Genomic DNA, 25,876 nt, shown 5'->3' with positions numbered 1-25,876 from the left:
ACCGACGTCACGTCGGGTGCGCCGGGGACGGCGGGTGCGGGGACCGGGTTGTCGGGTCCGACCCAGAACTGGTCGACCAGCGCGGCGGCGGGGCCTTCCTGGGGTGCGTACCGGTCGGGGAACGCGGAGCGCTGCACGGCCTGCGCGGCCTGGCCGGGGGGCATGGTGGCCCAGCCGCCGAGCTGGACGAGGCGGTCGAGGAAGACGTTGGTGGCCCCGACCGGGTTGAGCACTTGGGCCGGGCTGCCCCAGCCCTGCGAGGGGCGCTGCTGGTAGAGGCCGAGGGAGTCGCGGTCGCCGTAGCCGACGTTTCTCAGCTGCGACTCGACGATCGTGGTGGAGATCGCGATGACCGCCGCCCGTCTGGGCAGGCCGCGCTGCACGACGGCGTTGACGATCGTGGCGGCGTTCTCGGTCTGCTCGGCGTTCCACTCGGCGCCGCCGATCGACTGGGACCCGCCACCGAGGCCGCCGTCGCCGCCGCAGCCTCCGCCGGGCAGAGCGCCACCGACGGCGGCGGTCAGCATGGCCATCCCGATCATCAGGGTGGCGGCGAGGAGGGTGAGCACAGCCGCGCCGGCCGCGAGCGCGATCGTGCCCTTCTTCTGGTCCATCAGGTCACCCGCGCGCGGGAGCCCCGTTCACCCGCGACGGCGGCGCCGCGCCCGTGCTCGGGCCCTCGCCCCGCTCGGCAGGGCCGGTGTTCGACGAGCTGCTCGAGGGGACGGCGACCAGCTTCGGGCGCGCCGGCCCGGCGACGGACGGTGCAGCGGCGGGCGCGCGCAGTCCGGCGTTGGTGTCGAAGATGGCCCGCTCGGTGGCCGAGAGCACCGTCTGGATCTTGAGGCCGGGGGAGTTCTCCATCTTCCACAGCGCTCGGCCCTGGCCCTCCATGGCCCAGCCGGTGATGACGGCCTGTTCGCGTTCGGACAGGGCGAGTTCCTCGGCGAGCTCGTCGCCGACGCGGGTGGACTGCCCGAGCAGGATCCGGGTGGAGCACAGCGCGAGGAGGTCCTTGGCGATCGAGACCTCCTGCGACCCGGCGGCGCCGACGGAGAGCAGGTCGGAGGGCTTGTGCATGACCAGGAGCTGGATCTTGCGTTCGGCGCGGGACAGGCGTAGGTCGGAGTCGACGGCCTGGACCGCGCGCAGCCCGAGCCGCATCTGGCGCCACACCTCGTCGCGCACGACCAAGCGGACGTCGCCGTCGTCCTGCAGGTCGGTGATCATCGACGACCACGACCCGAGGCACGTCAGGGCGACGGCGATCGCCTGGTCACCGCGGGAGCGCAGCAGGGACAGGTCCATCGACTGCACGGGGGCGTCCCAGTCGAGGTCGAAGTTGGTGGGTTCGTCGAACAGGCCCGACAGGGGGCCGACGACGAGGTTGGACAGGGCGTCGGTGATCTGGCGGGTGTGGTCGACGAACTGTCGGTGGCTGGCGAAGCGGGTCTGCTGCCACAGGTCGTCGTCGGGGTCGGCGAGCTGGCGCACGACGTCGGGGATGGTGATCGGGCGCAGCTCGTCGTTGCCCTGCTCGGCGCCCACCAGGCGCGTCAGGACGGTGGAGATGACCAGCTCGTCGGTCACCGTGGGCTGATAGCCCTGGGCTTCGGCCAGGGCGGTGAGCAGCCGCGTCCAGCGGGCGAGGATCCCGGTGAGCTCCTCGCGCTGGCGCTCGGCCGGCCAGTGGGTCCAGCGGGTCCGGATCGGTCCGAGGTCGAGGGCGTTGAGCCGGTGCGGGCTACCGCGACCGAGCGCGATCGGGGTGATCCCCAGCGCCCGCAGCAGCGGCGTGTACTCGCCCTTGACGTCGCCGGAGATCAGGGACCGGACCCCGAAGAGCATCATCCGCAGCATCAGCGCGACGACGGTGGAGGACTTGCCGCGGCCGGGTTCGCCGAACACGACCATGTTCGGGTTGGTCACCATCTGGCGCAGCACCCACTCGGTGGGGTGGACGTAGAACGCGCCCCCGGACTGGGTGTCGTAGCCGAGGCGGGCGCCGATGGCGGGGACGCCGTTGGAGGCCAGCAGCGGGAACAGCCCACCGATCTCGGAGGTGGTGGCCCGGTAGGTCGGGGCCCGGCGCGACGCGTCGACCGCGGACCAGCCGCGGCCGGCCTCGCGGTGGCCCTGGCGCGGCGCGCTGGCCTGGTTGACCCGTTCCTTCCCGCCCCGCCGACGCCGGCCACCGGTGTCGTCGTCGGCGGGCTCGGGTACCGGCGGCGGGGTCGTCGGGATCCCGGACAGGTCGGTGAACTGCGAGAGCAGCGTGCCGGCCGGGCGGGGAGCGGGCCGGGTGCGCTTGCCGGGGTGCCAGATGCGGTTCATGAGTCGAACGCCCTTTTCAGTCTGGGTAGCCCGATCCCGACCGGGAGCGTGGCCGCGACGAACGCGGAGTCCTGGGCGAGGTCGAGGCGCAGCAGCTGGAACCGACCCGAGCTGTCGTTCTCCAGGCGGGCGGCGTGGTCTTCGAGGTTCCAGTCCGAGGGCACGGTCAGCGAGCTGGCCACGGTGTAGCGGACCAGGGCGTGCCCGGCGGCCACGGCGGCTTCCTGCTCGCGGGCGCCGCCCTGTCGGCGGGTGTCCATCGCGGTGGTGTTGAATCCGCGCGCGGCTTTCGCGTCGACCATCACGTTGTTGCGGAACCGGTTCGACCGCACCTCCCGCGCAGCCGCGGCCTGCGACAGGATCTCGTAGTGGATCTGCAGGGTGCGGCGCTCGCCCGCGGTGCGGACGGCGAGCAGCGGGCCCAGCGACCCGAAGATCGTGCCGGACTCGGGGGGCTGCACCGAGTAGGAGACGGTGGAGAACCCGTCGTGGTGATAGGCCCGCGCTGCCGGGATCGGCGCAAGCGCCGGCCCGGCCTGGGAGATCGGCAGGCCGACGATGCCGTCCGGGTCCGGGCGGGTCAGGTGCTGATACGACAGCCCCGCGGCGGCGGCCGGGTTGAACCCGGTCTTGATCGCCTCGGCGACACCGCTGGAGGTCAGCCAGGTCACCTGCCGCACTCCGAGCCCGCGCAGGCTGTCCGAGACGCCCTCCAGGAGCCGGTAGAGGGCGTAGGCGCGCCCGGCGACCCCGCCGCCGGCGGCCTTGGCCGGGCGACGCAGGGACTCCTCGGTGCCCGACACGGTCACGAACAGCTCCGTGCGCACGCTCACGGACGCGACGTCGCGGTCGATCTCGGCGGTGACCTGCCGGGCCAGGGCGGGCGCGTCGGGCTGCTCGTGCCGGGCCCGCCACACCGCGTACTCGGTGCCGTCGTCGGGGACGGTGCGCACGAGCAGGCTGATGCGGTCGACGACCTCGCGGTGCCCGATCCCGACCAGCATCGACCCCAGCCGCGACGCCAGGCGCTCGCACTCGTCCTCCGAGAGCATCCCGACCCCGGTGTGGGTCAGTTTCGCGGTCGCGCCCCAGCGGCCCTCGCCGGTGTCGTGGATCAGGCAGATCCGCGAGCCGTGGAACTCCGGGCCGTCGGGGAACTCCAGGCGGCTCAGCACGCCGGGCAGGTCGGGTTCGTCACGGGCCCCGGCGAGTCCGGCGGCGGCGCGGGATTGCCACGGTGACCAGCGCATCAGCACTCCTAGTTGGAACATGATCAGATCAGCGAGCCACCGGAACGCCGGACGGCCGTGGATCGGGACGACGACCAGGACGGCGACGACCGCGGCGAAGGCCCCCCAGCTCGCGGCCTGGCTCCACTGGTTCTGCGACATCGCCAGGACCGCAGGCGCGACCACGGCGATGATCAGTAGGGCCTGGGCCGGGGTCAGGCCGGCGATCCAGCCCATCCCCTCTTTGTGGTTGAGCCCCCGGTAGACCCGCGGGGTCCGGGGGTCGGTACCGACGCTCATCAGGACTCCTTGCGTGGCGGCTCAACCGGCCCCGACGGGGCGGGGCGCTGCTGCGGCGGCCGCTGCGGTGGTGGGGTGGTGGTGCCGGGATCTGGTGCTCGGTGCTCGGCCCCGTCCGGTCCGGCTGCTGCCGGAGGGGCCTCATGAGGGGGGTTATCGCCTGCCGAGCCCTCGTTGCCGGGGCCTTCGGGGGCCGAGGCGGACCCGGAGTCCGGGCGGCCCGCTTCGGGCGTCCCGGAGGCGGTCGACGGCGGCTCGGGGCCGGGGCTCTCGCCCGCCCCCGACGAGTCGCCGTGGCCTGCGGCGCCGGTCGAGGACTCGATCGGGGCGGACTCGCCGCCTGAGGCGTAGGTGCCCTGCGGGCCGGGGGTCGAGTTCGCCCAAGAGCTCGCGGACGAGGCCGCCGAGCCGATCTCCTGGCCGCTGGCGCCCGCGCCCGGCGCCGCACCCGGGTGACCGACCCCGGTCTGGGCCATCTGCCCGGAGGCGTAGCCGCCCGCGGCCTGCCCGGCGGCCTTGGTGGCCATGTAGCCGGCCACGAGCGCCGCGCCCACGCCGCCACCCACAGCCCCGGCCCCGGCCGCAGCTCCACCGGCGGCCGCGCCGCCACCAGCTCCACCGGCGGCCGCGCCGCCACCAGCTCCACCGGCGGCCGCGCCGCCACCAGCGCCGCCCGCGGCCGCGCCGCCACCTGCTGCAGCCCCGGCACCGGCTCCGCCGGCACCCGCGGCAGCACCCCCGCTGCCTCCGGCTCCGGCTCGGCCCGCGGCGGCCGCGGGGCTGGCGGTGCTGCCGCCGAGTTCGCCGCCGGCGGCACTGGACTCCCCACCGCCACCACCGCCACTGCTGCCGGAGCTCTGGCGGGCGATGTTGATGGACTCGCTCGTCCCGCCGTCACTGCCCGGCTCACTCGAGCCACCGCGCGACCCCCCGGCGGAGCGCAGCGCCATACCGGCGCCGGTACCGGGGTCGACGAAGGCCAGCAGCCGGTAGAGCACCATCGGACAGAACAGACTGATCAACAGCACCGCGGTCCCGGCCAGCAGTCCGGCCACGCCCTCGGTGCGGGACATGATGTTCACCCCGATCACCACGACCAGCGCGAGTGCGGGCTTCATCAACACCGCGGCCAGGATCCAGCGCACTACGCGCCAGAACACCGACGCGGTCGAGTCCGACATCAGGCACGCCGCGGCGATCGGCACGGTCGCGATGAGCACCATGATCGCGGCCGCCCGGAAGATCATCTGGAGGGCGAAGCCGATCGCGGCGGGGATGACGCCGAACAGCGCGCCGACGCCCAGGATCATCGATCGGACGCTGTCCTCGACGTCGGCACCGAGGTCGGGGTTGTCGCCGAACCGATCCGCGACGGCGGGGTTGTCCATGATCGCGGTGAAGCTGCCCTGCTCGCCCAGGTTGCTCAGGAACAGCTGGGTGAGGCCGTCGGCGCCGGTGAGCAGGATCGCGACCGCGCCGGTGGTCACCGCCAGGGCGATGCCGAACTGGGCCGGGCCGGTGACCGCGCGCAGCATGCCGCGTCCACCCTGGATCGCGACCGTGCTGAGCTGGTAGAAGAACAGCCCCAGCGCGATTAACGCGGCCAGCCAGATCATCGTCGACCACAACGAACCCAGATCCACCGCGCTCTCCGCGCCCCCCGGCGGCGCCGGCGGGGGTACCGCGCCGGGGATGGGGGCTGGGTTGTCGGCGTCGTTGCCGGTGATATCGCCGGGCGAGACCTGCGAGACCTTGTCGGCGAGGTCGAAACCGCCCTTGAGCAGCCAGATCGCCGAGTCCCAGAGCGCCTGCATCGCGGAGCTGAACGCCGACTCGGCAACCGAGGACGCTTGGTCCCCGAGGAAGTCGGTGACCGGGTTCGAGCCCCCGCCACCGTCGTCGGGTGGGGGCTGCGCAGGCCAGATCAGCGCGGTCACCAGCGGGGTCACTGTTGGATCTCCCGGTAGCCGGCGGCGACGGCCTCGGCGCTGCCGGGCCAGGTCGCCGGAGCGGCCCAGGCCGCCGGCCCGGACGCGATCCGCCACTGGTCGCCGATCCGACGCATGGGTAGGCAGTTGCCCAGGCCGGCGTTGATGACGCGGCCCTTGTAGTCGATGACGAACTCGCCCAGCACGCAGGCCACGACGTAGGAGCCGTCAGCGGTGGCGCCTTTGGTCAGGGCGCTGGTCGGGGCCCAGGACAACCTCATCCCGTTCCGGGGCCCGGTGTCGGCCATGTTCGCCGAGCGGCGGAACGAGGCAAGGTTGCGCCCCATCGGGGTCTGCTCCGGTGGCGCCGCGCCCGGCTCGGCGAGCGAGGAGTAGGCCCGCGCCCAGGTCTGCGGGTCTGCGCCGGCCATTCCGGCCCGGGTCACCTCCAGGACCTGCCCGATAGCGCCCGCCTCCGTGGCCGGGAACCCGGTCGGCACCAGAGCCCCAGTGACCTGCTGCGGTGCGGGCACCGCGATCGGCGAGCCGGCGGAGCGGGTCGAGAGCGCATGCGGCAGACCAGCGTCGACGGTGACATCGAGCATCGGCTGCCGCGCCAGCGCGGCCTCGGCCTGCGGCCCACTCCCGGCCACGGCATCTTCCGGCGGCGCAGCGCCCGTTGAGCTCTGCTCGACCCCACCGGTCTGAGCAGGGGCGTCGTCATCGGAGGAGAACAGGCCGGTCAGCGACACGACGAGCCCTACGACGAGGAGCAGCGCGAGCGCACCCACCCCGCAGAGAACGATGAGCGCCCGCCGTCGCCCGCCGCCGCTGCCCGACGGCGGTGCGCCGCGGTAGGACAGCGGTGCACCGTTTCGCCCTTGCCCCAGCATCAGGCGCCGCCGCTGCTCGCGAACTGGTTGACCACGGTGTAGCCGATCCCGAACAGGAGGGCCAGGGCCAGGCTGCCCACGATCATCCGGGCGCCGAGGCGCCCGGACCCGTGGTGATCCCAGAGCCGGCCCGCGGTGGCGGCAACGATCCCGCCGAAGAACAGCCCCATGATCGAGACCCCGGCGATCCAGCGCAGGATGTTGACGACACTCTGGATCGCCGGTGCCCCGGGTGGAGCTTGGATGCCGGGCTCGGGGATGAGGCCATCGCCGTCGGGCGGGGGCTGCTGCAACAGCCAGGACTGCGTTTCAACGAGCATGTGGGGCAGGGACATCACGCGCCTCCGACGGCGGAATCGTGCTGAACGGATGTGAGGACAGACAGGCAGGTCATCCGCGGCGCGGGGAGGCGATGAGCCCCCACGAAGCGAGCAGCGGGCGGAGCGCGTCGGCGGGCTTGGGTGGGCTCGGCTCGTCGGTGACCCCGGACAGCTCCCAGTTGCGGTCATAAGGCACGAACAGCGCGTCGGCGAGCAGCGCCTGCAGCCGGGACCCGGCGGCGCCGGACACCCCGGCCGGCCACTTGCGGGCCCCGTTGACCACCAGCTGCACCGGCGCGGTGGCCACACCGCGGCGGACGTACGGGTCGAGGCGGGCGAGGACCTGCTCGGCCTGGCGCAGCGAGGGCCGGGTCGCGCGCACGACCAGGATCGGGCGCTGCGAGGGCAGCCCGCGCCGCAGCCACCCGCCCGCCCCGTAGGTGGGTGTCGCGCCGGCGCGCCAGCCGCCGTGGCCGAGGTCGACCACGGTCGCGTGCAGCGGGTCCGGGGCCGGATCCGGGAGCCAATCGGGGGGCACTGGCACCATGCCCGGGGTGATCGTGGGCAGGTGGGTCTCCACCCGCGCCAGGAGTGCGTCGGAGCGCCATGAGTAGCGGATCGCGATCTGCGGGTTGATCCGCTGCACCCACGGGCCTTCCACCGACGACGCGCACGCCAGCCCGGAGCGGGCCGGGTCGTCGGCGTCGACGAGCAGCGCGCAGCGCCCGGCCTGCTGCAGCACGTCGCTGATCGCCGCGGAGATCGACGACGCCCCGGCACCGGCGGAGCCGGCCAGGACCGGGATGACCGCGCCGAACGCGCTCCACGACACCGGGCGGGTACCCGACTCGGGGAACACGGTGCGGGCGCGTTCGTAGGTGTGCTCGGTGGCCTCCCCGAGCTCGGCCGCGTCATCGCCGGGGTCGGTGGAGGTGTCGGCGGCGGCCGCGGCCGCCGCGGCGGCGTTGACGACCGCCTCGTTGTCGGCCGGACCCAGATGCGGGGCGCGCGAACGCGCCGCGGTCCCGAGCACGTGGTTGAGCTCGTGCGGCGTGCGCGCCGGCCCCGGCGTGTACTGCGCGGCTGCGGTCATCGGTGACGACCTCCTCGATCGATGCGTGCCCTCGTGGTCCTGGCTGTCCTCATGCGGCGCTCCCGGCCGCCGCAGCGGCGGTGTCGGCGGTGTCGTAGAGCTCCCGGGCCTCGGCCCCGAACTTCGGTGACACCAGATCGGCGTCGTCGCCGCCGCTGACCACCCCGATGACCTGCCCGCGCCCGCTGGCCGGGTCCGGGCCGCTCAGCCACGGCCCCCCGGACGCGCCCTCGGTCATGTCGCAGGTCATCACCAGCACCTGCCCGGCGACCTCGTCGCGCCCGGCGCCGACGAAGTCCTCCGTGCGTGCGCCGCCGTCGCAGGCCTGCAGCGACTGCCCGTCATAGCGACCGACGGCCGGATAACCCAAGGCAGCCACGTTGAAGCGGTCCGGGGTGGAGAACCGGATGCCCTGCGCGCCCAGCACCTCCTCGGCGAGGCGGCCCTGCACCGGGGCCAGGCTGGCGAACGCGAAGTCGGTCTCCGCGGCCACGTCGGCGATCGGGGACCGGGCCTGCTGCCAAGCCTTCGGCACCCACGCCGTCTCGACGGGCCACCGCCCATGGGGCTCCTCCCCGGAGGCGTAGCCGGGGATGAAGTAGGCGCCCTCGACCCGCCACGCGTCGTCGAGCCACACACAGTGCGCCGCGGTCGCGACCAGGCGCTGCGAGCGCGACGCCACCACCGAGGCCGTGCACTGGTGCCGGCCGCCGTCGACGACCAGGACCCCGACCGAGGACGAGGACAACCCGCCCACCACCGGGTCGGCCCGCCCCGGTGTCGGGGCCTGGGGAATCGGGTCGGCCACACCCCTCTCGGTGGCCGACCCGAACCCCGACACCAGCCCCACCGGCCCGGCGGGGGAGTCTGCGGGCAGCGCGATCACCACCGACGCGGCGAGCACCGCGGCGGCCGGCCACACGCTGATCCAGGACGGGGTCACTCAGCTCAGCCCCAACTTCTCGGAACAGGCCGGCCAGGCGTTCCAGCCCTGCTCGGCCTGGACCTTCTCCGCGACCGCGATCTGCTCGTCCTTGCTGGCCTGAGCCGGGTCACCCTGCCCGCCGAAGGCCTCCCACGTGGCGGGGTCGAACTGCAGACCGCCCTTGTATCCGTTGCCGCTGTCGGTGCTCCAGTCCCCGGAGCTCTCACACGCTGCCAGCTTGTCCCAGGTCGCCGTGTCCGCCGAGACGTCGCCACCGGACGCGGCCGGTTCAGCTCCGCCCGCCTCCGGATCGCGGGGCTGCTCACCGGACTCGTCGGGCCCGGTCTGCTCCTCGGCCGGCTTGTCCTCGGCCGGCTTGTCCTCGGTGGAACCGCTGTCCCCGGCCCCCTCGTCAGCGGGCGTGTCGCCGTTGGCCGGCGCGGGGTCGCCGCTCTCGTCGTTGCTCTCGTCCCCGGAGGTGTCGCCGCCCTGGCTCGGGGACTCGTCACCGCCGGGCTGTTCACCGCCGGGCTGGTCGTCGCCGCCCTGGCCGTTGTCGGAGTCGCCCGAGGTGTCGTTGCCGGGGGATCCGTCGTTCTGCTCGGTGTCATCGTTCTGTGCGGGGGAGGGGTCGTCGGTGGACGTGTCCCCGGCCGGCTGGTTGTTGCTCTGCCCCGACTCGTCCGCGCCGTCGTCGGTCGACGTGTCGCCGGAGTCCTCGTTGCCGGACCCGGCATCGATGCCTGCGGCGTCGAGCTTGTCAGCCAGCTCCTGGGCGAGCGGGTCGCTGGAGGCGGCCTCGCTGACCTGCTCTGCGAGCTTCTCGGCCTGGGGCTGCCATCCCGCCGCCGTGCCCGACCCCGCCTCTCCGGCGCCGGAAGCCTCGTCGGTGGTTCCCTCACCGTCCGCGTTGCTGGAGTCACCAGCGCCACCGGAGTCGGATGTCGAGTCGCCACTACTGCTGGAGTCGCCACTTCCAGCACTACCGGACTCGTCGGTGCTGCCGCTGTCGTCGGTACTCGACGTCGGCTTGGGCTTGTCGCCCTGCGACGTCTCGGGCTCGTCTTGTCCGCCCGTGCCGGCAGGGATGGCCTGCTGGAGCTTCTCGGCCAGGTCCGCGGCATCGATGTCGCCGGTAGCTCCGAGGGCCTGCATCAGCTGGCCGAGGAGCTGGATCGCCTCGCGGGCATCCGCAATGTCGCCCGAGGACCCCGACCCGGAGCCACCGGTGCTCGACGAGCTGTCCGTGTCCCCGCTCCCGGTGCTGTCCGCGCTGGAGTCTCCGCTGGTCGAGGCATCACCGTTCGGGGAGGTGGCGTCCGCGGTCTCGCCCGAGCCGTCCCCATCCGAGCCGTCCTGGCTTGAACTGTCGCCGGCGGTGTCCTCGTCCGGGTCGGGCTCGGCCGAGTACGACGGCAGCGGTACGGCCGTCTGCTCATCCGGAGGGTCGGCCTGCGGCGCGGCCGGGGCGGGCGCGGCCTGCGGCGCGGCGGGAGCCGCGGTCCCGGCCACCGCGGGTGCAGCCGGGTTCGTGGCGGCGGACGCGGTGTTGTCGAGGCAGGTCTGCGGTAGCGGTGGCTCGGCCTGCTGCTTCTTGGTCTTCGGTTCCGACCGCCCCTGACCGCCGGTCGCGGCGGGCTTGGGAGCGGCGTTCTTCGCCGCTTGGCCGGCGGCGTCGACCGCGCCACCGAGGGTGTCGTCGGCGGCCTGGCCCAGCGACTTACCCATGTCGGCGATCGGGCCCGGCTCTGGGGGCGGTTCGTGGTCGAGCAGGTCGGCCGGGGTGGGGCCCACGCCGTGGCGGGCGAGCTCGACCGCGATCTTGCGCAGGCCGGGGTCGGTGGTGCCGTGGAGCTGGTCGGAGACGTCGACGGCCTTCTGGCGCCACCCGCTGTAGCGGGCGGGGGTGAACCCGAGACCGCTGATCTCCTCCGACAACGCCGCGGCGCGGGGATCCGCTGCGCCGGTGGTGCGCAGGTCGGCCAGAAGCGCGCGGGTATCGGTGCGGGTCTGGCGGGCCGCGGCGAGCTGGCGCATGGCCTGCGGGGCGTCGCACTCGCGGGCGACGGTGCCGAGCTGCGCCGTGATCGGACCCGCGGCGAGGGCGTACCCGCCGGTCAGGGCCGAGGCGACCAGCAGCGCCACCGCGGAGCGGCGCACCGCCGGGCGCCGTGGGGAGACGGGGACGTAGGCCGCCCAGTGCGGCTTACGGGAACGAGGCGACATGTCAGGTCTCCGTTGTGTGATCGGGAGCGCCCACCGGGGGCAGCAGGCCAGTTCGCGCGAGATCAGCCGTCATCGGAACCGCCGTCGGAACCGCCGTCGGAACCGCCGTCGGAACCACCGTCGGAACCGGCGTCCGAGCCGCCGTCGGACTCGCCGTCCGACTCGCCGCCGGACTCGTTGTCCGAGCTACCGGAGTCGCTGGAGCCGGCGGAGTCCTGCCCGCCTGCGGAGCTGGTGTCGCCCTTGGGCGGGTACTGCTTGACCCAGTCGACCTGCATCTCGCCGGTCTCGCTGTCGCCCTTGGGGAACCAGTCGAGCTGGATGCACAGGTGCATCGGGCCGGGCGGCAGGATCGAGGTGTCGGTGGTCTTCCACCACTCCTTGCCGTCGAGGTAGGCGGTGACCCCGTCGGGCGTCCACTGGACGGCGTAGTTGTGCCACTGCGTGGCGTCGACCTCGACGTCGCCCTCGACCTGGCTGTTGTCCTCGCCGTAGTGCAGGAACAGGTTGACCTTCTTGCGGGTCGCGTCGGTGATCTCGGCGAAGTCGATCTCGCCGCCGACGGGGAAGTTCTCGGCGCTCGGCCAGAGCAGGAACAGCGCGTTGTAGGACGGGGATCCCTTGGGGGCCTTCATCCGGCCTTCCCACCCGCCGTACTGCTGCCCGTCGCCCCAGGCCATTCCGGCGGTGGTCCCATCGCCGGTGCCGTTGATCGTGAGGAGCCCGTTCTCGACGGAGGCCGCGTCAGGGGAGCGGGTGCCGTTGCCGGCGTGCCCGGGCCCGTCGTAGAGGCTCCAGCCCTCGATCCCGTTCTCGAAGTCGTCGACCTTGCTGGGCTCGCCCCAGTTCTGCGCCGCTGCCGCGGTCTGCCCCTGCTCCCCGCCCTGACCTGACCCGGAGCCCTGGTCGCCGGAATCCTGCGAGTCCTGACCACTGGAGTCGTTCTGCCCGCTGCCGCCGGCGTTGTTGTCCTGGTCCGTGTCCTGACCGTCCTGGCCACCGGAGTCGTCGTTCTGATCGACGCCGGACTGGTCGTCGGGCTGGCCTCCGGAGTCGTTCCGCCCGCCGCTCTCAAGACACTGTGCGGGGACGAAGCCGGGCTTGTTCGCCCCGACCCCGATGAGGGCCTCGCGCAGCTCCTGCGCGCGGGGGCTGTTGTCGCCGGTGAGCTCGGCGAGGACGTGGACCGAGGTGATCCGCCACGCGCAGGACACGTCGTCGGCGGGGGCCGCGGCGGGGTGGATCCCGGATGCGGCGGCGAGGGTGGTTGCGGCCGCCAGCGCGCCCGAGACCAGCAGGTTCGGGCCCATTACCGGAAGCCGTGCGAGGCCAGGCCGCGGGTGCGGCGCCCATGGAACCCATCGGCGACCGCCGCGGCCAGCTCGAGCGCGGCATCTCTCGTGTTCGGTGCGAGGGCGTCGAGGTCGATCAGCCCGCCGGTGGCCAGGTGCCTGTCCGGCGGCAGCTCGATCACCGCGCGGCACCGTGACCGGAAGTGGTCCCGGATCCGGGGGAGGTCGACGTCGGGGGAGTAGCGATCGAGCGAGAGCACCACGACTGCGTCCTGAGCGAGCTCGCCATACCCCTGCGAAGTGAGGTGGTCCAAGGTGCGGGCCGCCCGGGATGCGCCATCTACGGTCGGAGCGCCCACGATGACCAGCGAATCGGCGTAGGCGAGGGTGCCCCGCATCGCCGAGTGCACGACGCCGGTGCCGGAGTCGGTGATCAGGCACTCGAAGAACCGCGACAGCACGCGGAGCACGGCCTCGTAGTCGGTTTCGGAGAACATCTCCGACAGCTCAGGCTCCTGCTCGGATGCGAGGACCTGCAGCCGACCGGCGAGGTGGGTGAAGCCGGAGAGCTGGGTGGAGGTGCGGACCTCGTCGATCTGGTCGAGCAGGTCGCGGATGGTGGTGGTGACCGCATCCTCGCCGACGAGCCGGTCGGCGAGGGTGCCGGCGTCGGGGTTGGCGTCGATCGCGATGACCCGGTCGCCGCGGTGCTCGGCCAGCGCCAGCCCGAGCAGGGAGGCCACGGTGGTCTTGCCGATGCCGCCCTTGATCGACCCCACGGCGATCGAGAACGGCCCGGCCAGCGGTGTCCGGACCTTGGTCAGCAGTGCACGGCGACGTTCCTCGAGCTCGGACAGGCCCGGGTTGATTCGGCCGCCGGAGAGCTTGTAGACCGCCGACCGCCACCCGTCGCGCGGCGGGGTGCGCCGCACCCGGACCATCCCCTCGGTCGAGAGCGGAACGAACCCTCCGCCCCCTGGCGCCGCGGGCATGTGCGTGTCGCTGGCGCCCTGGTTCTCGACCGACCGGACTGGGGGTGGCGCCGGGGCTACGGGCTCGCTCGGCCGCGGCGGCGTCCTGTGCTGCTCAGCGGGGGGCTCGGCCGGTGTCGGAGGAATGGCGCGGCTGGGCTGATCCCCGAACGACCAGGACGGCCGATCGGTCTCGGCAGTGGGCTCGGCAGCGGGCGCGCCGTCGTGCTGCTCCGGAGCGCGAGCCGGTGATTCCGGCTCCGCCCCGCGCGGGGCCGCCCACGCGAGCGAACCGGGGTCGGCGACCCACGACGACGGCCTGGTGTTCTGAGACATGACTTTCCTCAAGACGACGGGTCGGGGACCAGTTCGGGGTCGACGACCAGGCGGCCGTCGTCACTGCTGCGGGTGACCGGGACCGTCATGCGCACCCAGCGCGCCTGACCTCCGACCCACCGGGGGTCGCACTCGGCCGGCGCGCTCGACTCCGCGATCACCCCGTAGGGATCCTCGGTGCGCACCGGATCGGGATCGGGCTGAGGGCAGGCGCGCGCGTAGCTGGTCACACGGACGGTGACCTCGACGAACACCACGATCTCGGACCGGAACTCCATCCGGCCCGGAAGCGGGGAGTCCGCGCGCTGCCTGCCCTCGCCCGACCACCCCCAGGTACAGGCCCGGGGATCAGCGAGCAGGGATCGCAGCACCTCTGCCCGCCGGGTCGGGGTGTCCTCGTCCCAGGACTGCCAGTCCGCGGCGAAGCGGCCGGCGAATGACGCGGCCTCCAGCTCACCGATTGGCTCCAACGACCGGACCGACCGCATGAGGGCCCGGTCAGTGCGTGCACGCGTCAGTGCGGGCGCGAGCGCCGTCGTACCGGATCGGCCGTCCGCGCGTCGCGGTTCCGCGACGCGAGGTACCTCCGTGGTCAACGATCGCTGTGGAGGAGCGATCTCAGGATCAGGTTCCGGCGGCTCCGGCATCGCCGTTGAGCCGGTCCCTGTTCCGGGCTGATCGGCCTTCCCCAGAGCAGGGGGGCGGCCCGAAGATTCGGGCGTGCCGTCCGCGAAACGGCTGCGATCCCCTGCGTGAGGCGGGTGACGTACAGAAGTCTCGACGAGCCGCGGCACCGAGCCAGAACGGTCGAACGAGGTCGTGGGCATCGGTCGAGGCAGCAGTGGCTGCTGCTGATGGGAGAACAGCACCGGGTTCTCGTCCGAGACCGAGGTGGGAGACCCAGTTCGCGGGGCTCTCTCCCGACCGGAGCCGTCTTCAGCCGACGTCGTGTCGGCCGAGTCGTCGTCGATTCCGGGCGCTACTCGCCACCTCGGCCCAGTAGGCATGGTGGCTTGACCATGGGAGCGCCTCGGCATTACGGCCTGCCCTTGTCGATGGCCAGGCAAGCGACGGAGCGGCCCGCTGTCGAGTCTGGCCGAGCGGTGTGACAGTGCGTGGTCATGGCCTTCCCCGGGTCGCCGTCGTGGCAGTTGCGCTTCACGGCGAGGTCGTAGCCGGGCGCGCCCAACAGACCGGGCGCAACCGGGTCGCTCCGAACACCCCCGTGATGGCGGTTCGACAGGAGACTCGCGGTGTGGGGGCAAAGTTCCCCGTGATCCTGATTTTTCTTGACCTTCTCGGTGCCGCTTCCCCAAGCGGGTCCCAAGCTCCGCCGCCGCGCTGCTGCCGAGGCCCTGCGACGGGGCGGTGACGCTGGTGAGATCGTTATCGCGATCCAGGTCTGCTCGGGAGGTTGCGCACGTGGAAGGGTTGGGCGTGAGCAGGTTTCGGTACTCCGGGCTGCGTTTCGACCGGGTCTCTGGTGTCGCGGAGTTCGATTTCGCCCTCGAGCACAGCGGGCAGCGGTGGTGCTTCACCGAGGCCGTCGAGTTCCCCCTGCCCAAGGGCGGGGCCGCTGAGGTGGATCTGGCGGCGTTCTACCGGGTCCTGGAGCTGCTCTACATTGCGGTCGGCACGTTCTACTACAAAGTCAGGGCGGCGCGTCACGTTTCGGTCGATGCCGTGGCGCTTGCCCCGGCGGCCGCGGACTGGACCCGGCGGCTCTATCGCGACGGCCTCGCGGAGTTCGCGCACCGCAACGCGATGGAGCACGTTCTCGATCTACCGGTGCACAGTCGAGACCGGCTCCCGGCCGCTGGGCTGCACGATCTCGGGGATAGCTGCCGTGCGCCGCTGGTGGGGTTCAGCGGTGGCAAGGACTCCATCGTGGCGCTCGAAGTCCTCAAGTCCGCCGGATTCGCGCCGGCCACGTTCACGACCGCTCGTCGGATTAAACCGCAGCTCGGCCAGTTGGTGGACAGGGCGCAGGTAGAACTTCTGCAGGTCCGGCCCCGTCCGGACCCGCAGCTGAAGCAGCTGCTGAAGCAACAGGTTCTGCTCCCCGGTCACGCCCCGCTTACCGCGATGACCTCGCTGGTGGGGACCGCGGTCGCCGCGCTGCACGGCCTCGGCCCGGCTGTGATGGCCAACGAACGCTCGGCCGACGAGCCCAACCTGCTCTGGCGCGGACGCGAGGTGAATCACCAGTGGGCGAAGTCCTCGGCGGCCGAGGAGGCGCTCGACCGGGCGCTGGGCGAACATGCGGGCATCGCTTCGGGCTGCTTCTCGCTGGTGCGCGGGATGGGCGAGCTCGAGATCTCCCGATGGTTCGCGGCGACCGATGGCTACGACGATCTGTTCAGCAGCTGCAACGTGGTGGTCCGGTCGAAGGACCCGGACCGCACCCAGCGGTGGTGTCAGGACTGCGCCAAATGCCGGTGGGTGTTTCTGGCGTTGGCGTCGGTGATGACCAGGTCGCGGCTGGTCGGGATATTCGGGCGAGACCTGCTTGAGGATCAAGCCCAGACGGCGGGATATCGCGAGCTGCTGGGGTTGGTCGGGCACAAGCCGCTGGAGTGTGTGGGCGAGGTCGTGGAGGCGCGAGTCGCTTTCAGACAGCTGGCCGAGGGCCCGCAGTGGCGGGACGCGGCGGTGGTCCGAGAGCTCGCGGGCCAGGTCCCGGCGGTGGCGGCCGCGGACACCGCGCGGGCGTGGCGGGTCGACCGGGTCCGGTCGGTGCCGGCGGCCTACCAAGCTGCCCTTGATGGATGGTCCTCGTCGGCGGCAGTCTCGCAGGGCGGTTCGTAGGACTGATCCGGGGAGACGTAGGCGTCCCACGCCTCGCGCGTGAGGGTGTCGGGGGTGGCGGCGCAGACTCGTTGGATCGCCGCGTTGACGTCGAGATTGCGCAACAGCACGGTCCGGTCGCGGCTGCCGCTGGCCAGGACCGGACCGGTCGGGGCGAACTCAGCCGAATAAGCGTTGTCGGTGTGGCCGGTGAGCGGACTCCCGGTCGCGGCCGCCCGGGTCGGGTCGGCGACGTTCCACAGGGCCACAGAGTTGTCGTGGCTGGCCGCGGCCAGGGTTGCGCCGTCAGCGCTCCACGACACCTCGCCGAGCACGTTGCTCTGCTCGGTCAGAGGGGGGCCCAGCTCGCGGGTGGACGCGGGCACGCTCGTGTCCCAGATGCGAACGGAATGGTCGAAGCCGGCGCTGGCCAGCCGCTTGCTGTCGGGGCTGAACGCCAACCCGTAGATGTTGTCGGTGTGCCCGAGCAGTGGGGCGCCGATGGCGTTTGCGCGAGTGGGGTCACTGGTGTCCCAGAGCCGGACCTGGTCGTCGTGGCCGGCCGTGGCCAACGTGCGCCCGTCCGGGCTGAACTGCACGGCGTCGACCAGCTGGCCGGGTGTGCCGGGCAACGTGACCGGCAGCGGCACGGGGCGTGCCGGGTCGGTGAGATCAAGCAGTCGGGTGACGCCGTCCGCGCCGCCCAGCGCCAGCGTTTGTCCGTCGGGGCTGGTCCCCTGGCCGCCGATCGCGGTGGGCAGTACGAGGTCCAGGCCCAGTTGGGTGGGCCGGCGCGGGTCACGCGTGTCCCACAGCCGCACTGTCTGGCCGCCGCTGCCGACCAGCACAGCGCCGTCTCGGGCGAAATCGACGTTGAACCCGCGGGCGCGGGGAGAACCGCCCTGCGGCAGCGGGGGGCCGGTCGAGGTCGGTGCGCTCGGGTCGGTGGTGTCCCACAGATGTACCGAGTTGTCGTCGAGGACCCCGACCGCGAGGGTGCGGCCGGTGCGACTGAACGCGAGGTCCACCGTTGTCCCCGGGGTCGTGGTGAGCCGGGTGGCCGGCAGCGACCACATCTGCAGGGTGCCATCGCCACTGCTGGCGGTCAGCCGGCGCCCGTCCGGACTGAACTGGACCGAGCCGACGCCGCGGGGGCTGCCGCTGCGCAAGGGCTGGCCCAACGGAATGGGCCGGGCGGGATCAGCGATGTTCCACAGGGTCACCGTGCTGTCCGACGAGGCCGCGGCCAGCGTGCTGCCGTCGGGGCTGATGGCAGTCGCGAGAATGGACGAGGCACGATCGACCTCAGGTTCGGAGAGCAGCCGCGGTCGGGCGGGATCGGCCGTGTCCCACAGCCGCAGCGCGCCGGTCACCCCGCCGCTGGCGAGAATCTTCCCGGTGGGGCCGAACGAGACGGCCTGGGCGCGGGCGGTGCCACCGTCGAGCGGGGGCAGCGCGACCGGACGGCTGGGATCGCTGATGTCCCACAGGCGGGTCGTACCCGCGTCCCCGGCCGCGGCCAGCGTGCGCCCGTCCGGGCTGACCACCAGCCCGCTGCCGTAGACCTTGGAGCTCACGCCCGAGAGCCGGGTACCGAGGTCGAGCGGGCTGCTGGGGTCGGTGATGTTCCAGAGCCGCACAGTGCCGTCGTCCGCCATCACGAACAGCAGCCTGCCGTCCGGACTGACCGTAAGAGCGGTGACCTCGGTGGCGCCGCTGGGCAGCTCAGGGGTCAGCGCCACGGGCCGGCGCGGGTCGGCGACGTCCCAGACACGCAACGCGCTCTGTCCCGGGATCGCATCGTTGACACTACTGACCAGCATCGGGCGACCGGGAACGACCGCCAGAGCGTTCACCGGGCCGGGCGCGGTGAGCGTGCTGGCCGGAAGACTGGCGCCGGGGTCGGCCGGCCAGACGCGGATGGTGCCGTCGTCGCCGCCGCTGATCACCGTGGAGTCGGTGGTGGTGACCGCGCGAGCAACCCCACGGTGGCCGCGCAGTGGCCGCGCGAGCGGCTGGTTCTCGGTGTCGAGCAGCGTGGTGTAGAGCTCGGGACTGGGCTGCATCCGGTAGGCGGTGAGCCAGAGCTGCGCGGCCAGTGAGGGGTCGGTCTGCCGCAGCGATTTCGCCTGGGCGAGCACTTCCGCGAGGATGGCTCGCTGCTGCGATTGATGTTTGGTCACGGCTTGATAGCCGGCGAACGCGGCCAACGCGACAATCACGGCGACCACACTGATCGCCGTCGCCCGCATCCGGCGGCCACGGCGTTCAAGGCGGTGTTCGTGCGCGTCGGCCGCGGCGAGGAAAGCCCGCGTGACCTCGCTGCTGCCCACTCCGCCCGCGTCCGGAGTGGCGGTAACACGGTGCGCGTCGGCGAGGAGGGTGCCGCGGAGCAACTGCTCGTCGGGCCGGCCGGTCTCGTCCCAGAGCCGCGCCGACCGATCGATCGCCTGCCGCCGCACGAGGTCGGTGCGTTCGGCTTCGATCGTGTCGCGCAGCAGCCGCCACTCTCGCCACAACGCCTCGTGGGTGATCTGCACGGTGTCCTGGCTGACGGTGACCAGCCGCGCGCCCGCGAGCATCCGCAGCGCCCGGGCGGTCGGCCCGCTATCCGGAGAGATCACCTCGTGCCTGTCCAGGCGGTGGTGGGTGTCTTGGCCGCGGTGGTCCCCCACCCGCACGAGGCGAACGAGCAGAGCGAGCGCGGCGTTCTCGAGCCCGGCGCCCTGGATTCCCTCCCACGCCTGGTAGGCGGTGTGGGCGACGGCGCCCTCGATGCCACCGGCCCGTTCGTAGGCGCGCACGGTCATCGGCCCGGCCTGGTTCATCTGGCGCAGCACGTGCGAGATCAGAGGCAGTTTGCCCCCGATCGTGCCGCTGCCGGCGTCGGCGATCACCCGGTTGATCAGGTCGGGCCCGACGGTGATCCCGGCCCGTCGGGCGGGTTCTCTGATCGCCTCCGTCAGTTCGTCACCCGTGAGCGGATCGAGATTGAACGGGGCGTCGAGCGCAGGCTTCAAGGGCGTGAGCCGGCGCAGGTCGGGGTAGAAGTCGTTGCGGCACGCAATGACGACCACGGCGGGCGCATCGCCCGACTCGGAGGTGGCCACATCGACCAGGGCAGCCACGAACCGTCGCCGAACGTCGTCGTCGACCTGGAAGATCTCCTCGAACTGGTCGACCACCAGCAGCACCGGACGATCAGCGGGCGGGCGGATGTCCGCGGTCCCGGCCGGGGCGGTGTCGCTGGCTGCGTCTCCGGTGGCGTCGAGAGCCGTGGCGAGGGCGGCCAGGGGGTCTGGGCCGGGTGTGATAATCGTGGCGGTCCACTCTGCTGCCGCAGGTTCGGAACCCAGCCCGTGCTTCTCCACTGCAGGGAGCAATCCGGCGGCCAGCACGCTGGACTTCCCGATCCCGGACTGGCCGAGCACCATCAGCACCCCGCCGGTCGGTGATCGGCGCAGGGCATCGAGGCGGTCGCGCATCGCCTCGACGGCGGGGCCGCGTCCGAAGAAGCGATCGGCGTCTTCGCGTCCGAACGGCTCCAGCCCCTGGTAAACGATCTGCGGTTGTTGACCGGCAGCGGTGTCACCCCGGCCGGACTCCCCGAGCGCACGTTCGTAGGCGTCTCGCCACCACCCAGACCGCAGCAGCGTTTCCCGCACCCGCCGCGGCGGGTTCCTGCTGTGCTCACGAACGCCGGCGACCATCAGCTCCAGCTGTTGGAAGCCGGTAGGCAGTGTGGTGCCGCTGAGCCAGCGGCTGATCGTAGGTCGCGACGGTGCCTCCGAGTCGCCGACCTGCGTGGCCCAATCAGCGAGCGTGCGCGCCGACACCGGCCGTGAAGCAGGCACCCGGCGGAGGTCGTCCAGGTGCGCCACGAACCACTCCGGCGCAGCCATCTCAACCCGTCCTTTGCTCTGTCGGCGTCTCAGTGAACACCGAGTCGCACGCCCCTGAACTGCTCAAACGCCCCGATCAAGAGCAAGTTCTGCCCTCATGCCTCAGTCCAGTTGAAACGCTGGAACACGGTCCGGGGGGATCATCGTATAAGTCGAGGTGTCAGCTCATGCCCGATCGCGGCAACGCGCACGCGCCGGCCCAGAGCGTCGATCCATCCCACGAAACGCCACCAGTTCCACAGGCCCGCCCACCGGCGCCTTCCCACGGAGCCACGAGAACCTCCGGCACAGTTGGAACTCGAGCGGCCCGTTCCGCGCGGGCGCGAGGTGAGCAGATTCCGGCGGAGGATTCGCTCATCCCCGACGACGAGCTGCTGCAAGCCCATCTGGATGGCGACCCCCAGACCTTCAACGAGCTCGTCCGCCGGCACCGCACGCTGCTGCGGATCGTCGCTCTGCGGGTGCTGGAGAACCACCACGACGCCGACGATGCCGTACAGGACGGTCTGATCAAAGCCTTCCGTGGCGCGCACACCTACGCCGGACGCAGCTCGGTCGGAGCCTGGCTCCGCACCATCATCGAGAACACCGCACGTACCGCAGCTCGTAACCGTCAGCGCGACCGCGGCCGATCCACCCAGCTCTCCGAGAGCCGGGACCTGGCCGACACCGAGGCGATCGGTGCCGACCCCGCGGACGTGGTCGCCGATCGTGCTGCCGTCGCCGATGCTCTGGCCCAGATACCCGAGCAGTGGCGTCATACCTTCGAGCTGGTCAAGGTCAACGGACTCACTTACGCCGAAGCAGCTGAAGTCCTCGGCGTCCCGACCGGCACCATCCGCAGCCGAATCAACCGGGCGAACGCGGCCCGAGCACGCCATCGGGCACTATGTCGAGAAGACGGGAACCATCCAGGGGCCAGTCCGAGTCTCCTCAACTGACCAGACACACCGGAGCGGCCGCGTGAACACACCGCCCGAGGACCCCAACTCTTCCGTGCCGTTCACCTGGGAGGAGCTGGCGGACCTGCGAGCGGGGATGCTCACCGCTGCAGAAGAGGAGCGGCTTCGCATGCTCATGGACGACAACCCTGATCTCGCCCAGCACATGCTGGCTGACCTCGACGCTGTTGAGGCCGAGTTCCCGGACCCACCCCATGCGCACGAGCCGCTTGAGGTGCCGCGACACCTGGCCGCCCGGTGGCAATCGGCGATCGCCCGAGAAGCCGAACGCCGAGCACTTGGCTACCCCGCCGACGCAAGTAGCGAACCAGGTACGCCCGAAGGGGGCGGAGCCGATGACCACCGCGCAGGACCCTCCGGGCAGGAACGAAGGGGCCGCCTATATTCATGACCCCGGCAGGTGTTCGCGAAGCAGCGAGCAGCCACCGGTAGTCGGGCACGAGCCAGACCCGATGTGACCGCACTGCCGCAGATCTGGCGGCACGGCGGGAGCTAAAGCGAATCCCTCGCAGGCCGCAGAACACACTCCGATCTGGTGAGATCAGCAGCGAAGTGAGCTGGAGGTAGCGATCCTTCACTCGCCAGCTGGGCGGGTCCCGGTACCGACCGGATCCAGCCGGACCAGCAACGGAACGCTGGCGACACCGGCCGCGATCCCGACGACCCCTCGATGAGGTTGTGCGCGGCAGTCACGTAGGCCAGCAGCTAGCTTTGCCGGTTGAGCCGCACGCGCCGCTCAACGGTCAAGGTCGCGGGTGCGTTCACGTCAGGGTCTCCATTCTGTAGTTCGGGCACCGCGCGACCGCCTGCCCGGTCGCGGTGAGCAGCGTCTTGGCCGCCGCGAGCAGAACAACCAGCTCGGGGCAGGCACTGGGCGCCGGTCCGGGGGACCATCAAATGTTGTGGGCTGCCGCCGCTGTCATCGTCACCGACTTCTATCATCGCCCCATGACGATCGACGACCGGTCCGATCACCGTGGGTCCCGCCCGGATCCTCAGCCTGCGGGCTCGGGGGTGTCGCTGCGGAGCCGGTTGATCGGTGCGCGACGCCCGGCTGCTGTGGCCGGGCTTGTCGCGGTGGTGACGGTGCTGGCCGACGTGGTGAGTAAGTGGTTGGCCGATACTCGGCTTCTGGGGGCGCCGGTGGAGCTGGGGATTGGTCGTCTGCAGCTCAGCCACAACACCGGGGTGGCGTTCAGCCTGGGTGACGGGTTGCCGGCGTGGGCGGTGCTCGGGCTGGCCTCGGTGGTCACCGCGGGGCTGGTGGCGGCGATCGTGTCGGGTTACCTGAGCCCGGCCTTACCGGCGGGGCTGGTGCTGGGTGGGGCGGTGGCCAACATCGTGGACCGGGTCGGGGACGGGGCGGTCACCGACTTCTTGTGGCTGGGCTGGTTCCCGACGTTCAACCTGGCCGACGCCGCGATCACGCTCGGCGCGCTCGCGCTGGTGTGGGCGTCGTGGCGCCGTGACCGGCACCGCGACGAGCACGACCGGCACCGCAACGAGCAGCGCGCCGGTGGTGCGGAGCACGCACCCGGGGCTCCCCGGGGGGAAGGGCCGACGACATGAGTACTCGCCTGTCGTCGGTTCGGCGGAACTGGCCGTTGCTGCTGCCGGTGCTGGCCGCGGTGCCCGGGGTGGTGTTGCGGTTCAGCGGGGCGCCGCTGCCGGCGGCGCTGGCCGTGGTGGTGCTCGGTGTGGCGGTGATCGGGGCGGCGTTTTTCCTGTCCTGGGGCACCGAGCTGATCGAGCGCGACATCGGGCAGGGGTTGGCGTTGGCGCTGTTGGCGCTGATCGCGGTGCTGCCCGAGTACGCGGTGGATGTGGTGTTCGCCTGGAAGGCCGGGCAGGATCCCGAGACCTACGCCCCGCTGGCGCTGGCCAACATGACTGGCGCGAACCGGCTGCTGATCGGGGTGGGCTGGTCGGTGGTGGTGCTGGTCGCGTTGACCGCGCGGCGCCGCCGCGATCCCGACGCCTCGTCCGAGGACACCTCGGCGGTGCGTCTGGAGCCGGTGCAGACCGTCGAGGTCGCCTATCTCGCCGTGGCTAGCTTGTACGCGCTGAGCTTCGCGCTGCGCGAGAGCCTGACCCTGCTCGACACCGTCATCCTGTTCGGCATCTTCGCGCTCTACCTGGTGCGGGTCAGCGGCGCCCAAGACGACGACGATGACGACGATGACGAGGGTGGTGAGTTGGTCGGGCCGGCGGCCCGGATCGCGGCCGGCCCGACCCGCACCCGGCGCTGGGCCGCGATCGGGATGCTGGTCTTCGCCGCCGCGGTGATCCTGGCCGTGGCCGAGGCGTTCGCCGACAGCCTCGTCGAGGCGGGCACCGAACTCGGCCTGAGCCAGTTCCTGTTGGTGCAGTGGGTGGCGCCGCTGGCCTCGGAGACCCCGGAGTTCATCGCGGTGCTGATCCTGGCGGTGAAGCTGCGCGGCGCGGCCGCGTTGGGCGCCCTGATCTCCTCGAAGATCAACCAGTGGACGTTGCTGGTCGGGATCATCCCGGCCGTGTTCGCCCTGTCCTCGGGGTCGTTGGGCGGGTTGCCGATCGACCCGCTGCAGCGCGAGGAGCTGTTCCTCACCGCCGCCCAGTCGGTGTTCGCCGTCTCGCTGGTCGCCGCCGGTGCGCTGTCGCGGCGCGGCGCCTACGCGCTGCTCGGGCTGTTCGTGGCCCAGTTCGTGCTGGCCTGGACGTTGCCCCCGGACCTGGCCGCGATCGAACGGGTCGGGCTGGGCGCGTTGTATCTGCTGCTCGCCGCCGTCGTATTGGTGATCCGCCGCCGCGCGATGTGGGTGACCCTGCGCGACGGGCTGTCCGGGCGCGCGCTGCGCCAGGACAGCGCATGAGCAGCGCCGGACGGGCCGCCGCCGGTGCGCGACCCCGTCGGGCCGGGCCGGGGCGGTGCGGGAGGTTCGCGGTGGTGGCCGTGCTGTTGGTGCTGCTGGCCGGGTGTTCGTTCGCCTCGCCCAGCGGCGACGCGCCGAGCCAGGCCGGCGAGTTCACGTTCGTCGCGCCCGGGGGGCAGACCCGGATTTTCTATGACCCACCCGCACAGCGGGGCGCGGTGCGCGGGCTGTCCGGGGAGAGTCTGCTCGAACCCGACCGCCGCATCGGCCTCGACGACTTCCGCGGCCAGGTGGTGGTGCTCAACGTCTGGGGCACCTGGTGCGGCCCGTGCCGGGAGGAGATGCCGGCCCTGCAACAGATCCACCAACTGCTCCAGCCCGAGGGGGTGACGCTGCTGGGTATTGATGTGCGCGACAACCGCGACGCCGCCCGGGACTTCCTGCGCAACCGCGCCATCACCTACCCCTCGATCTTCGACAGCCCGGGCCGGTCGCTGCTCGCGCTGCGTGGGTTCCCCCGCAACACCGTGCCCTCCACGATCGTGCTCGATCGCCAGCACCGGGTGGCTGCGGTGTTCCTCACCGCGGTCCGCATCGGTGAGCTGCTGCCGGTGGTGCAGCGCATCGCCGACGAACCCGCTGTCCCTGCACCTGCTGTCCCTGCACCTGCTGTCCCTACACCCGGCGGCGCCCCAGGTGGGGAGGGCTCGTGAACAGCGGCTTGACCGAGTTGGCGATCTCGGGTCCGCTGCTGGTGGCGTTCGCGGTGGCGCTCGCGGCCGGGCTGGTGTCGTTCGCCTCGCCGTGCTGCCTACCACTGGTGCCGGGCTATGTCGGCTACCTGGCCGGGCTGGTCGGCGCCGAGGACCCCGGACCCAACGGCCCCTCCGGTGGTGGTGGATCGACCGCGGTGCGGGCCGGGCGGTGGCGGGTGGCCGGGGCGGCGTTGCTGTTCGTCGCCGGGTTCACCGTGGTGTTCACCGCCGGGGTGTTGCTGGTGCTGGGCCTGTCGGACTGGTTGGTCGGCAACGAGCTGCTGCTGCAGCGTCTGGGCGGGGTGGTGACCATCGCGATGGGTCTGGTGTTCCTCGGGTTCATCCCCGCGCTGCAGCGCGACGTGCGGATCCACCGCCTGCCCCGCGGTGGGCTGGCCGGCGCCCCGGTGCTGGGCGCGGTCTACGGGCTGGGCTGGACCCCGTGCCTGGGCCCCACCCTGACCGGGGTGATCGCGCTGGCCACCGGCACCCAGGTCGGGCCGGCCACGGTGCGCGGGCTGGTCCTGGTGCTGGCCTACTGCGCGGGGCTGGGGATCCCGTTCGTGCTCATCGCGCTGGGCACCCAGTGGGCGGTGCGCACCGCCGGTTGGATGCGCCGCCACATCCGCGCCCTGCAGATCGTCGGAGGAATCATGCTGCTCGTGCTCGGTGCGCTGCTGGTCACCGGTCTGTGGGGCGAGTTCATCGCCTGGCTGCGCGGCCCGATCGCCGGCTACACCCTGCCGCTGTGACACCCCCCGAGTCCCCTAA

The 25,876-nt window shown here is 72.2% G+C and carries 19 protein-coding genes and 1 pseudogene; 7 read left to right on the top strand and 13 right to left on the bottom strand.

Annotated features, from left to right (window positions below; genetic code table 11):
* The 12 genes and pseudogenes from I4I78_RS10995 to I4I78_RS10940 all read right to left on the bottom strand — a co-directional run.
* Window positions 1-614: pseudogene (locus tag I4I78_RS10995) on the bottom strand (NlpC/P60 family protein); the annotation flags it as partial.
* Window positions 615-618: 4 nt separating this feature from the next.
* Window positions 619-2,334 carry an ATP-binding protein gene (locus tag I4I78_RS10990; protein WP_226379491.1) on the bottom strand — a complete coding sequence of 572 codons (1,716 nt, stop codon included), beginning with the start codon at window positions 2,332-2,334 and terminating at the stop codon, window positions 619-621.
* Window positions 2,331-3,863 carry an SCO6880 family protein gene (locus tag I4I78_RS10985; protein ID WP_218611172.1) on the bottom strand — a complete coding sequence of 511 codons (1,533 nt, stop codon included), beginning with the start codon at window positions 3,861-3,863 and terminating at the stop codon, window positions 2,331-2,333. The genes I4I78_RS10990 and I4I78_RS10985 overlap by 4 nt, the downstream gene beginning before the upstream one ends.
* On the bottom strand, window positions 3,863-5,812 hold the full coding sequence (locus I4I78_RS10980) for a type IV secretion system protein (RefSeq protein WP_218611171.1): 1,950 nt from the start codon (window positions 5,810-5,812) through the stop codon (window positions 3,863-3,865). Before I4I78_RS10980 ends, I4I78_RS10985 begins: the two co-directional genes overlap by 1 nt.
* Window positions 5,809-6,582, bottom strand: a complete 774-nt coding sequence (locus tag I4I78_RS10975) for a hypothetical protein (protein ID WP_218611170.1) — start codon at window positions 6,580-6,582, stop codon at window positions 5,809-5,811. Before I4I78_RS10975 ends, I4I78_RS10980 begins: the two co-directional genes overlap by 4 nt.
* Before the next feature lie 101 nt (window positions 6,583-6,683).
* Window positions 6,684-7,019, bottom strand: a complete 336-nt coding sequence (locus I4I78_RS10970) for a hypothetical protein (protein ID WP_218611169.1) — start codon at window positions 7,017-7,019, stop codon at window positions 6,684-6,686.
* A gap of 55 nt (window positions 7,020-7,074) precedes the next feature.
* Window positions 7,075-8,097: a hypothetical protein gene (locus I4I78_RS10965; RefSeq protein WP_218611168.1), complete on the bottom strand. Its 1,023-nt coding sequence runs from the start codon at window positions 8,095-8,097 to the stop codon at window positions 7,075-7,077.
* A 49-nt stretch (window positions 8,098-8,146) separates the two neighbouring features.
* A complete protein-coding gene (locus I4I78_RS10960) occupies window positions 8,147-9,040 on the bottom strand; it encodes a serine protease (protein ID WP_218611167.1) in 894 nt (297 codons plus the stop codon).
* Window positions 9,041-11,248 carry a transglycosylase family protein gene (locus I4I78_RS33405; RefSeq protein ID WP_255567105.1) on the bottom strand — a complete coding sequence of 736 codons (2,208 nt, stop codon included), beginning with the start codon at window positions 11,246-11,248 and terminating at the stop codon, window positions 9,041-9,043.
* 62 nt (window positions 11,249-11,310) lie between these two features.
* The gene (locus I4I78_RS10950; protein WP_218611166.1) at window positions 11,311-12,558 is read right to left on the bottom strand and encodes a glycoside hydrolase family 16 protein; all 1,248 of its coding nucleotides are present in this window, start codon (window positions 12,556-12,558) and stop codon (window positions 11,311-11,313) included.
* Complete coding sequence (locus tag I4I78_RS10945) at window positions 12,558-13,481, bottom strand: MinD/ParA family protein (RefSeq protein ID WP_226379494.1); 924 nt, start codon at window positions 13,479-13,481, stop codon at window positions 12,558-12,560. The genes I4I78_RS10950 and I4I78_RS10945 overlap by 1 nt, the downstream gene beginning before the upstream one ends.
* Before the next feature lie 374 nt (window positions 13,482-13,855).
* The gene (locus I4I78_RS10940; RefSeq protein WP_218611164.1) at window positions 13,856-14,317 is read right to left on the bottom strand and encodes a hypothetical protein; all 462 of its coding nucleotides are present in this window, start codon (window positions 14,315-14,317) and stop codon (window positions 13,856-13,858) included.
* Between the two features lie 967 nt (window positions 14,318-15,284).
* On the opposite strand from I4I78_RS10940, the gene I4I78_RS10935 reads away from it, so the two are divergent.
* Window positions 15,285-16,655, top strand: coding sequence for a hypothetical protein (locus tag I4I78_RS10935; protein WP_218611163.1), 1,371 nt, complete (start codon window positions 15,285-15,287; stop codon window positions 16,653-16,655).
* On the opposite strand, the gene I4I78_RS10930 is transcribed toward I4I78_RS10935, so the two are convergent.
* Window positions 16,595-20,536 (bottom strand): WD40 repeat domain-containing protein, encoded by a 3,942-nt coding sequence (locus tag I4I78_RS10930; protein WP_218611162.1) that lies wholly within the window; start codon window positions 20,534-20,536, stop codon window positions 16,595-16,597. The two genes, I4I78_RS10935 and I4I78_RS10930, sit on opposite strands and share 61 nt — an antisense overlap.
* A gap of 167 nt (window positions 20,537-20,703) precedes the next feature.
* On the opposite strand from I4I78_RS10930, the gene I4I78_RS10925 reads away from it, so the two are divergent.
* From I4I78_RS10925 to I4I78_RS10900, 6 genes are all read left to right on the top strand, one after another.
* A complete protein-coding gene (locus I4I78_RS10925; RefSeq protein ID WP_218611161.1) occupies window positions 20,704-21,477 on the top strand; it encodes an RNA polymerase sigma factor in 774 nt (257 codons plus the stop codon).
* A 22-nt stretch (window positions 21,478-21,499) separates the two neighbouring features.
* Window positions 21,500-21,889: a hypothetical protein gene (locus tag I4I78_RS10920; protein WP_218611160.1), complete on the top strand. Its 390-nt coding sequence runs from the start codon at window positions 21,500-21,502 to the stop codon at window positions 21,887-21,889.
* Between the two features lie 557 nt (window positions 21,890-22,446).
* A complete protein-coding gene (locus I4I78_RS10915; RefSeq protein WP_218611159.1) occupies window positions 22,447-23,067 on the top strand; it encodes a signal peptidase II in 621 nt (206 codons plus the stop codon).
* Window positions 23,064-24,350, top strand: coding sequence for a sodium:proton exchanger (locus I4I78_RS10910; protein ID WP_218611158.1), 1,287 nt, complete (start codon window positions 23,064-23,066; stop codon window positions 24,348-24,350). The genes I4I78_RS10915 and I4I78_RS10910 overlap by 4 nt, the downstream gene beginning before the upstream one ends.
* A 71-nt stretch (window positions 24,351-24,421) precedes the next feature.
* Complete coding sequence (locus tag I4I78_RS10905; protein ID WP_308252022.1) at window positions 24,422-25,063, top strand: TlpA disulfide reductase family protein; 642 nt, start codon at window positions 24,422-24,424, stop codon at window positions 25,061-25,063.
* Window positions 25,060-25,857, top strand: a complete 798-nt coding sequence (locus I4I78_RS10900; protein WP_218611156.1) for a cytochrome c biogenesis CcdA family protein — start codon at window positions 25,060-25,062, stop codon at window positions 25,855-25,857. The genes I4I78_RS10905 and I4I78_RS10900 overlap by 4 nt, the downstream gene beginning before the upstream one ends.
* The last annotated feature ends 19 nt before the right edge of the window (window positions 25,858-25,876 follow it).

The sequence above is a fragment of the Pseudonocardia sp. KRD291 genome (genome assembly GCF_019263595.1).
GTDB lineage: Bacteria > Actinomycetota > Actinomycetes > Mycobacteriales > Pseudonocardiaceae > Pseudonocardia.
Note: the sequence above shows the minus strand (reverse complement) of the source record. Positions and strands in the feature narration are given on the sequence as shown.

Coding starts and splice junctions, on each gene's coding strand:
- I4I78_RS10990 (WP_226379491.1), bottom strand. CDS start 2,334: ATGAACCGCATCTGGCACCCCGGCAAGCGCACCCGGCCCGCTCCCCGC.
- I4I78_RS10985 (WP_218611172.1), bottom strand. CDS start 3,863: ATGAGCGTCGGTACCGACCCCCGGACCCCGCGGGTCTACCGGGGGCTC.
- I4I78_RS10970 (WP_218611169.1), bottom strand. CDS start 7,019: ATGTCCCTGCCCCACATGCTCGTTGAAACGCAGTCCTGGCTGTTGCAG.
- I4I78_RS10965 (WP_218611168.1), bottom strand. CDS start 8,097: ATGACCGCAGCCGCGCAGTACACGCCGGGGCCGGCGCGCACGCCGCAC.
- I4I78_RS33405 (WP_255567105.1), bottom strand. CDS start 11,248: ATGTCGCCTCGTTCCCGTAAGCCGCACTGGGCGGCCTACGTCCCCGTC.
- I4I78_RS10950 (WP_218611166.1), bottom strand. CDS start 12,558: ATGGGCCCGAACCTGCTGGTCTCGGGCGCGCTGGCGGCCGCAACCACC.
- I4I78_RS10945 (WP_226379494.1), bottom strand. CDS start 13,481: ATGGTCCGGGTGCGGCGCACCCCGCCGCGCGACGGGTGGCGGTCGGCG.
- I4I78_RS10930 (WP_218611162.1), bottom strand. CDS start 20,536: ATGGCTGCGCCGGAGTGGTTCGTGGCGCACCTGGACGACCTCCGCCGG.
- I4I78_RS10925 (WP_218611161.1), top strand. CDS start 20,704: ATGCCCGATCGCGGCAACGCGCACGCGCCGGCCCAGAGCGTCGATCCA.
- I4I78_RS10915 (WP_218611159.1), top strand. CDS start 22,447: ATGACGATCGACGACCGGTCCGATCACCGTGGGTCCCGCCCGGATCCT.
- I4I78_RS10910 (WP_218611158.1), top strand. CDS start 23,064: ATGAGTACTCGCCTGTCGTCGGTTCGGCGGAACTGGCCGTTGCTGCTG.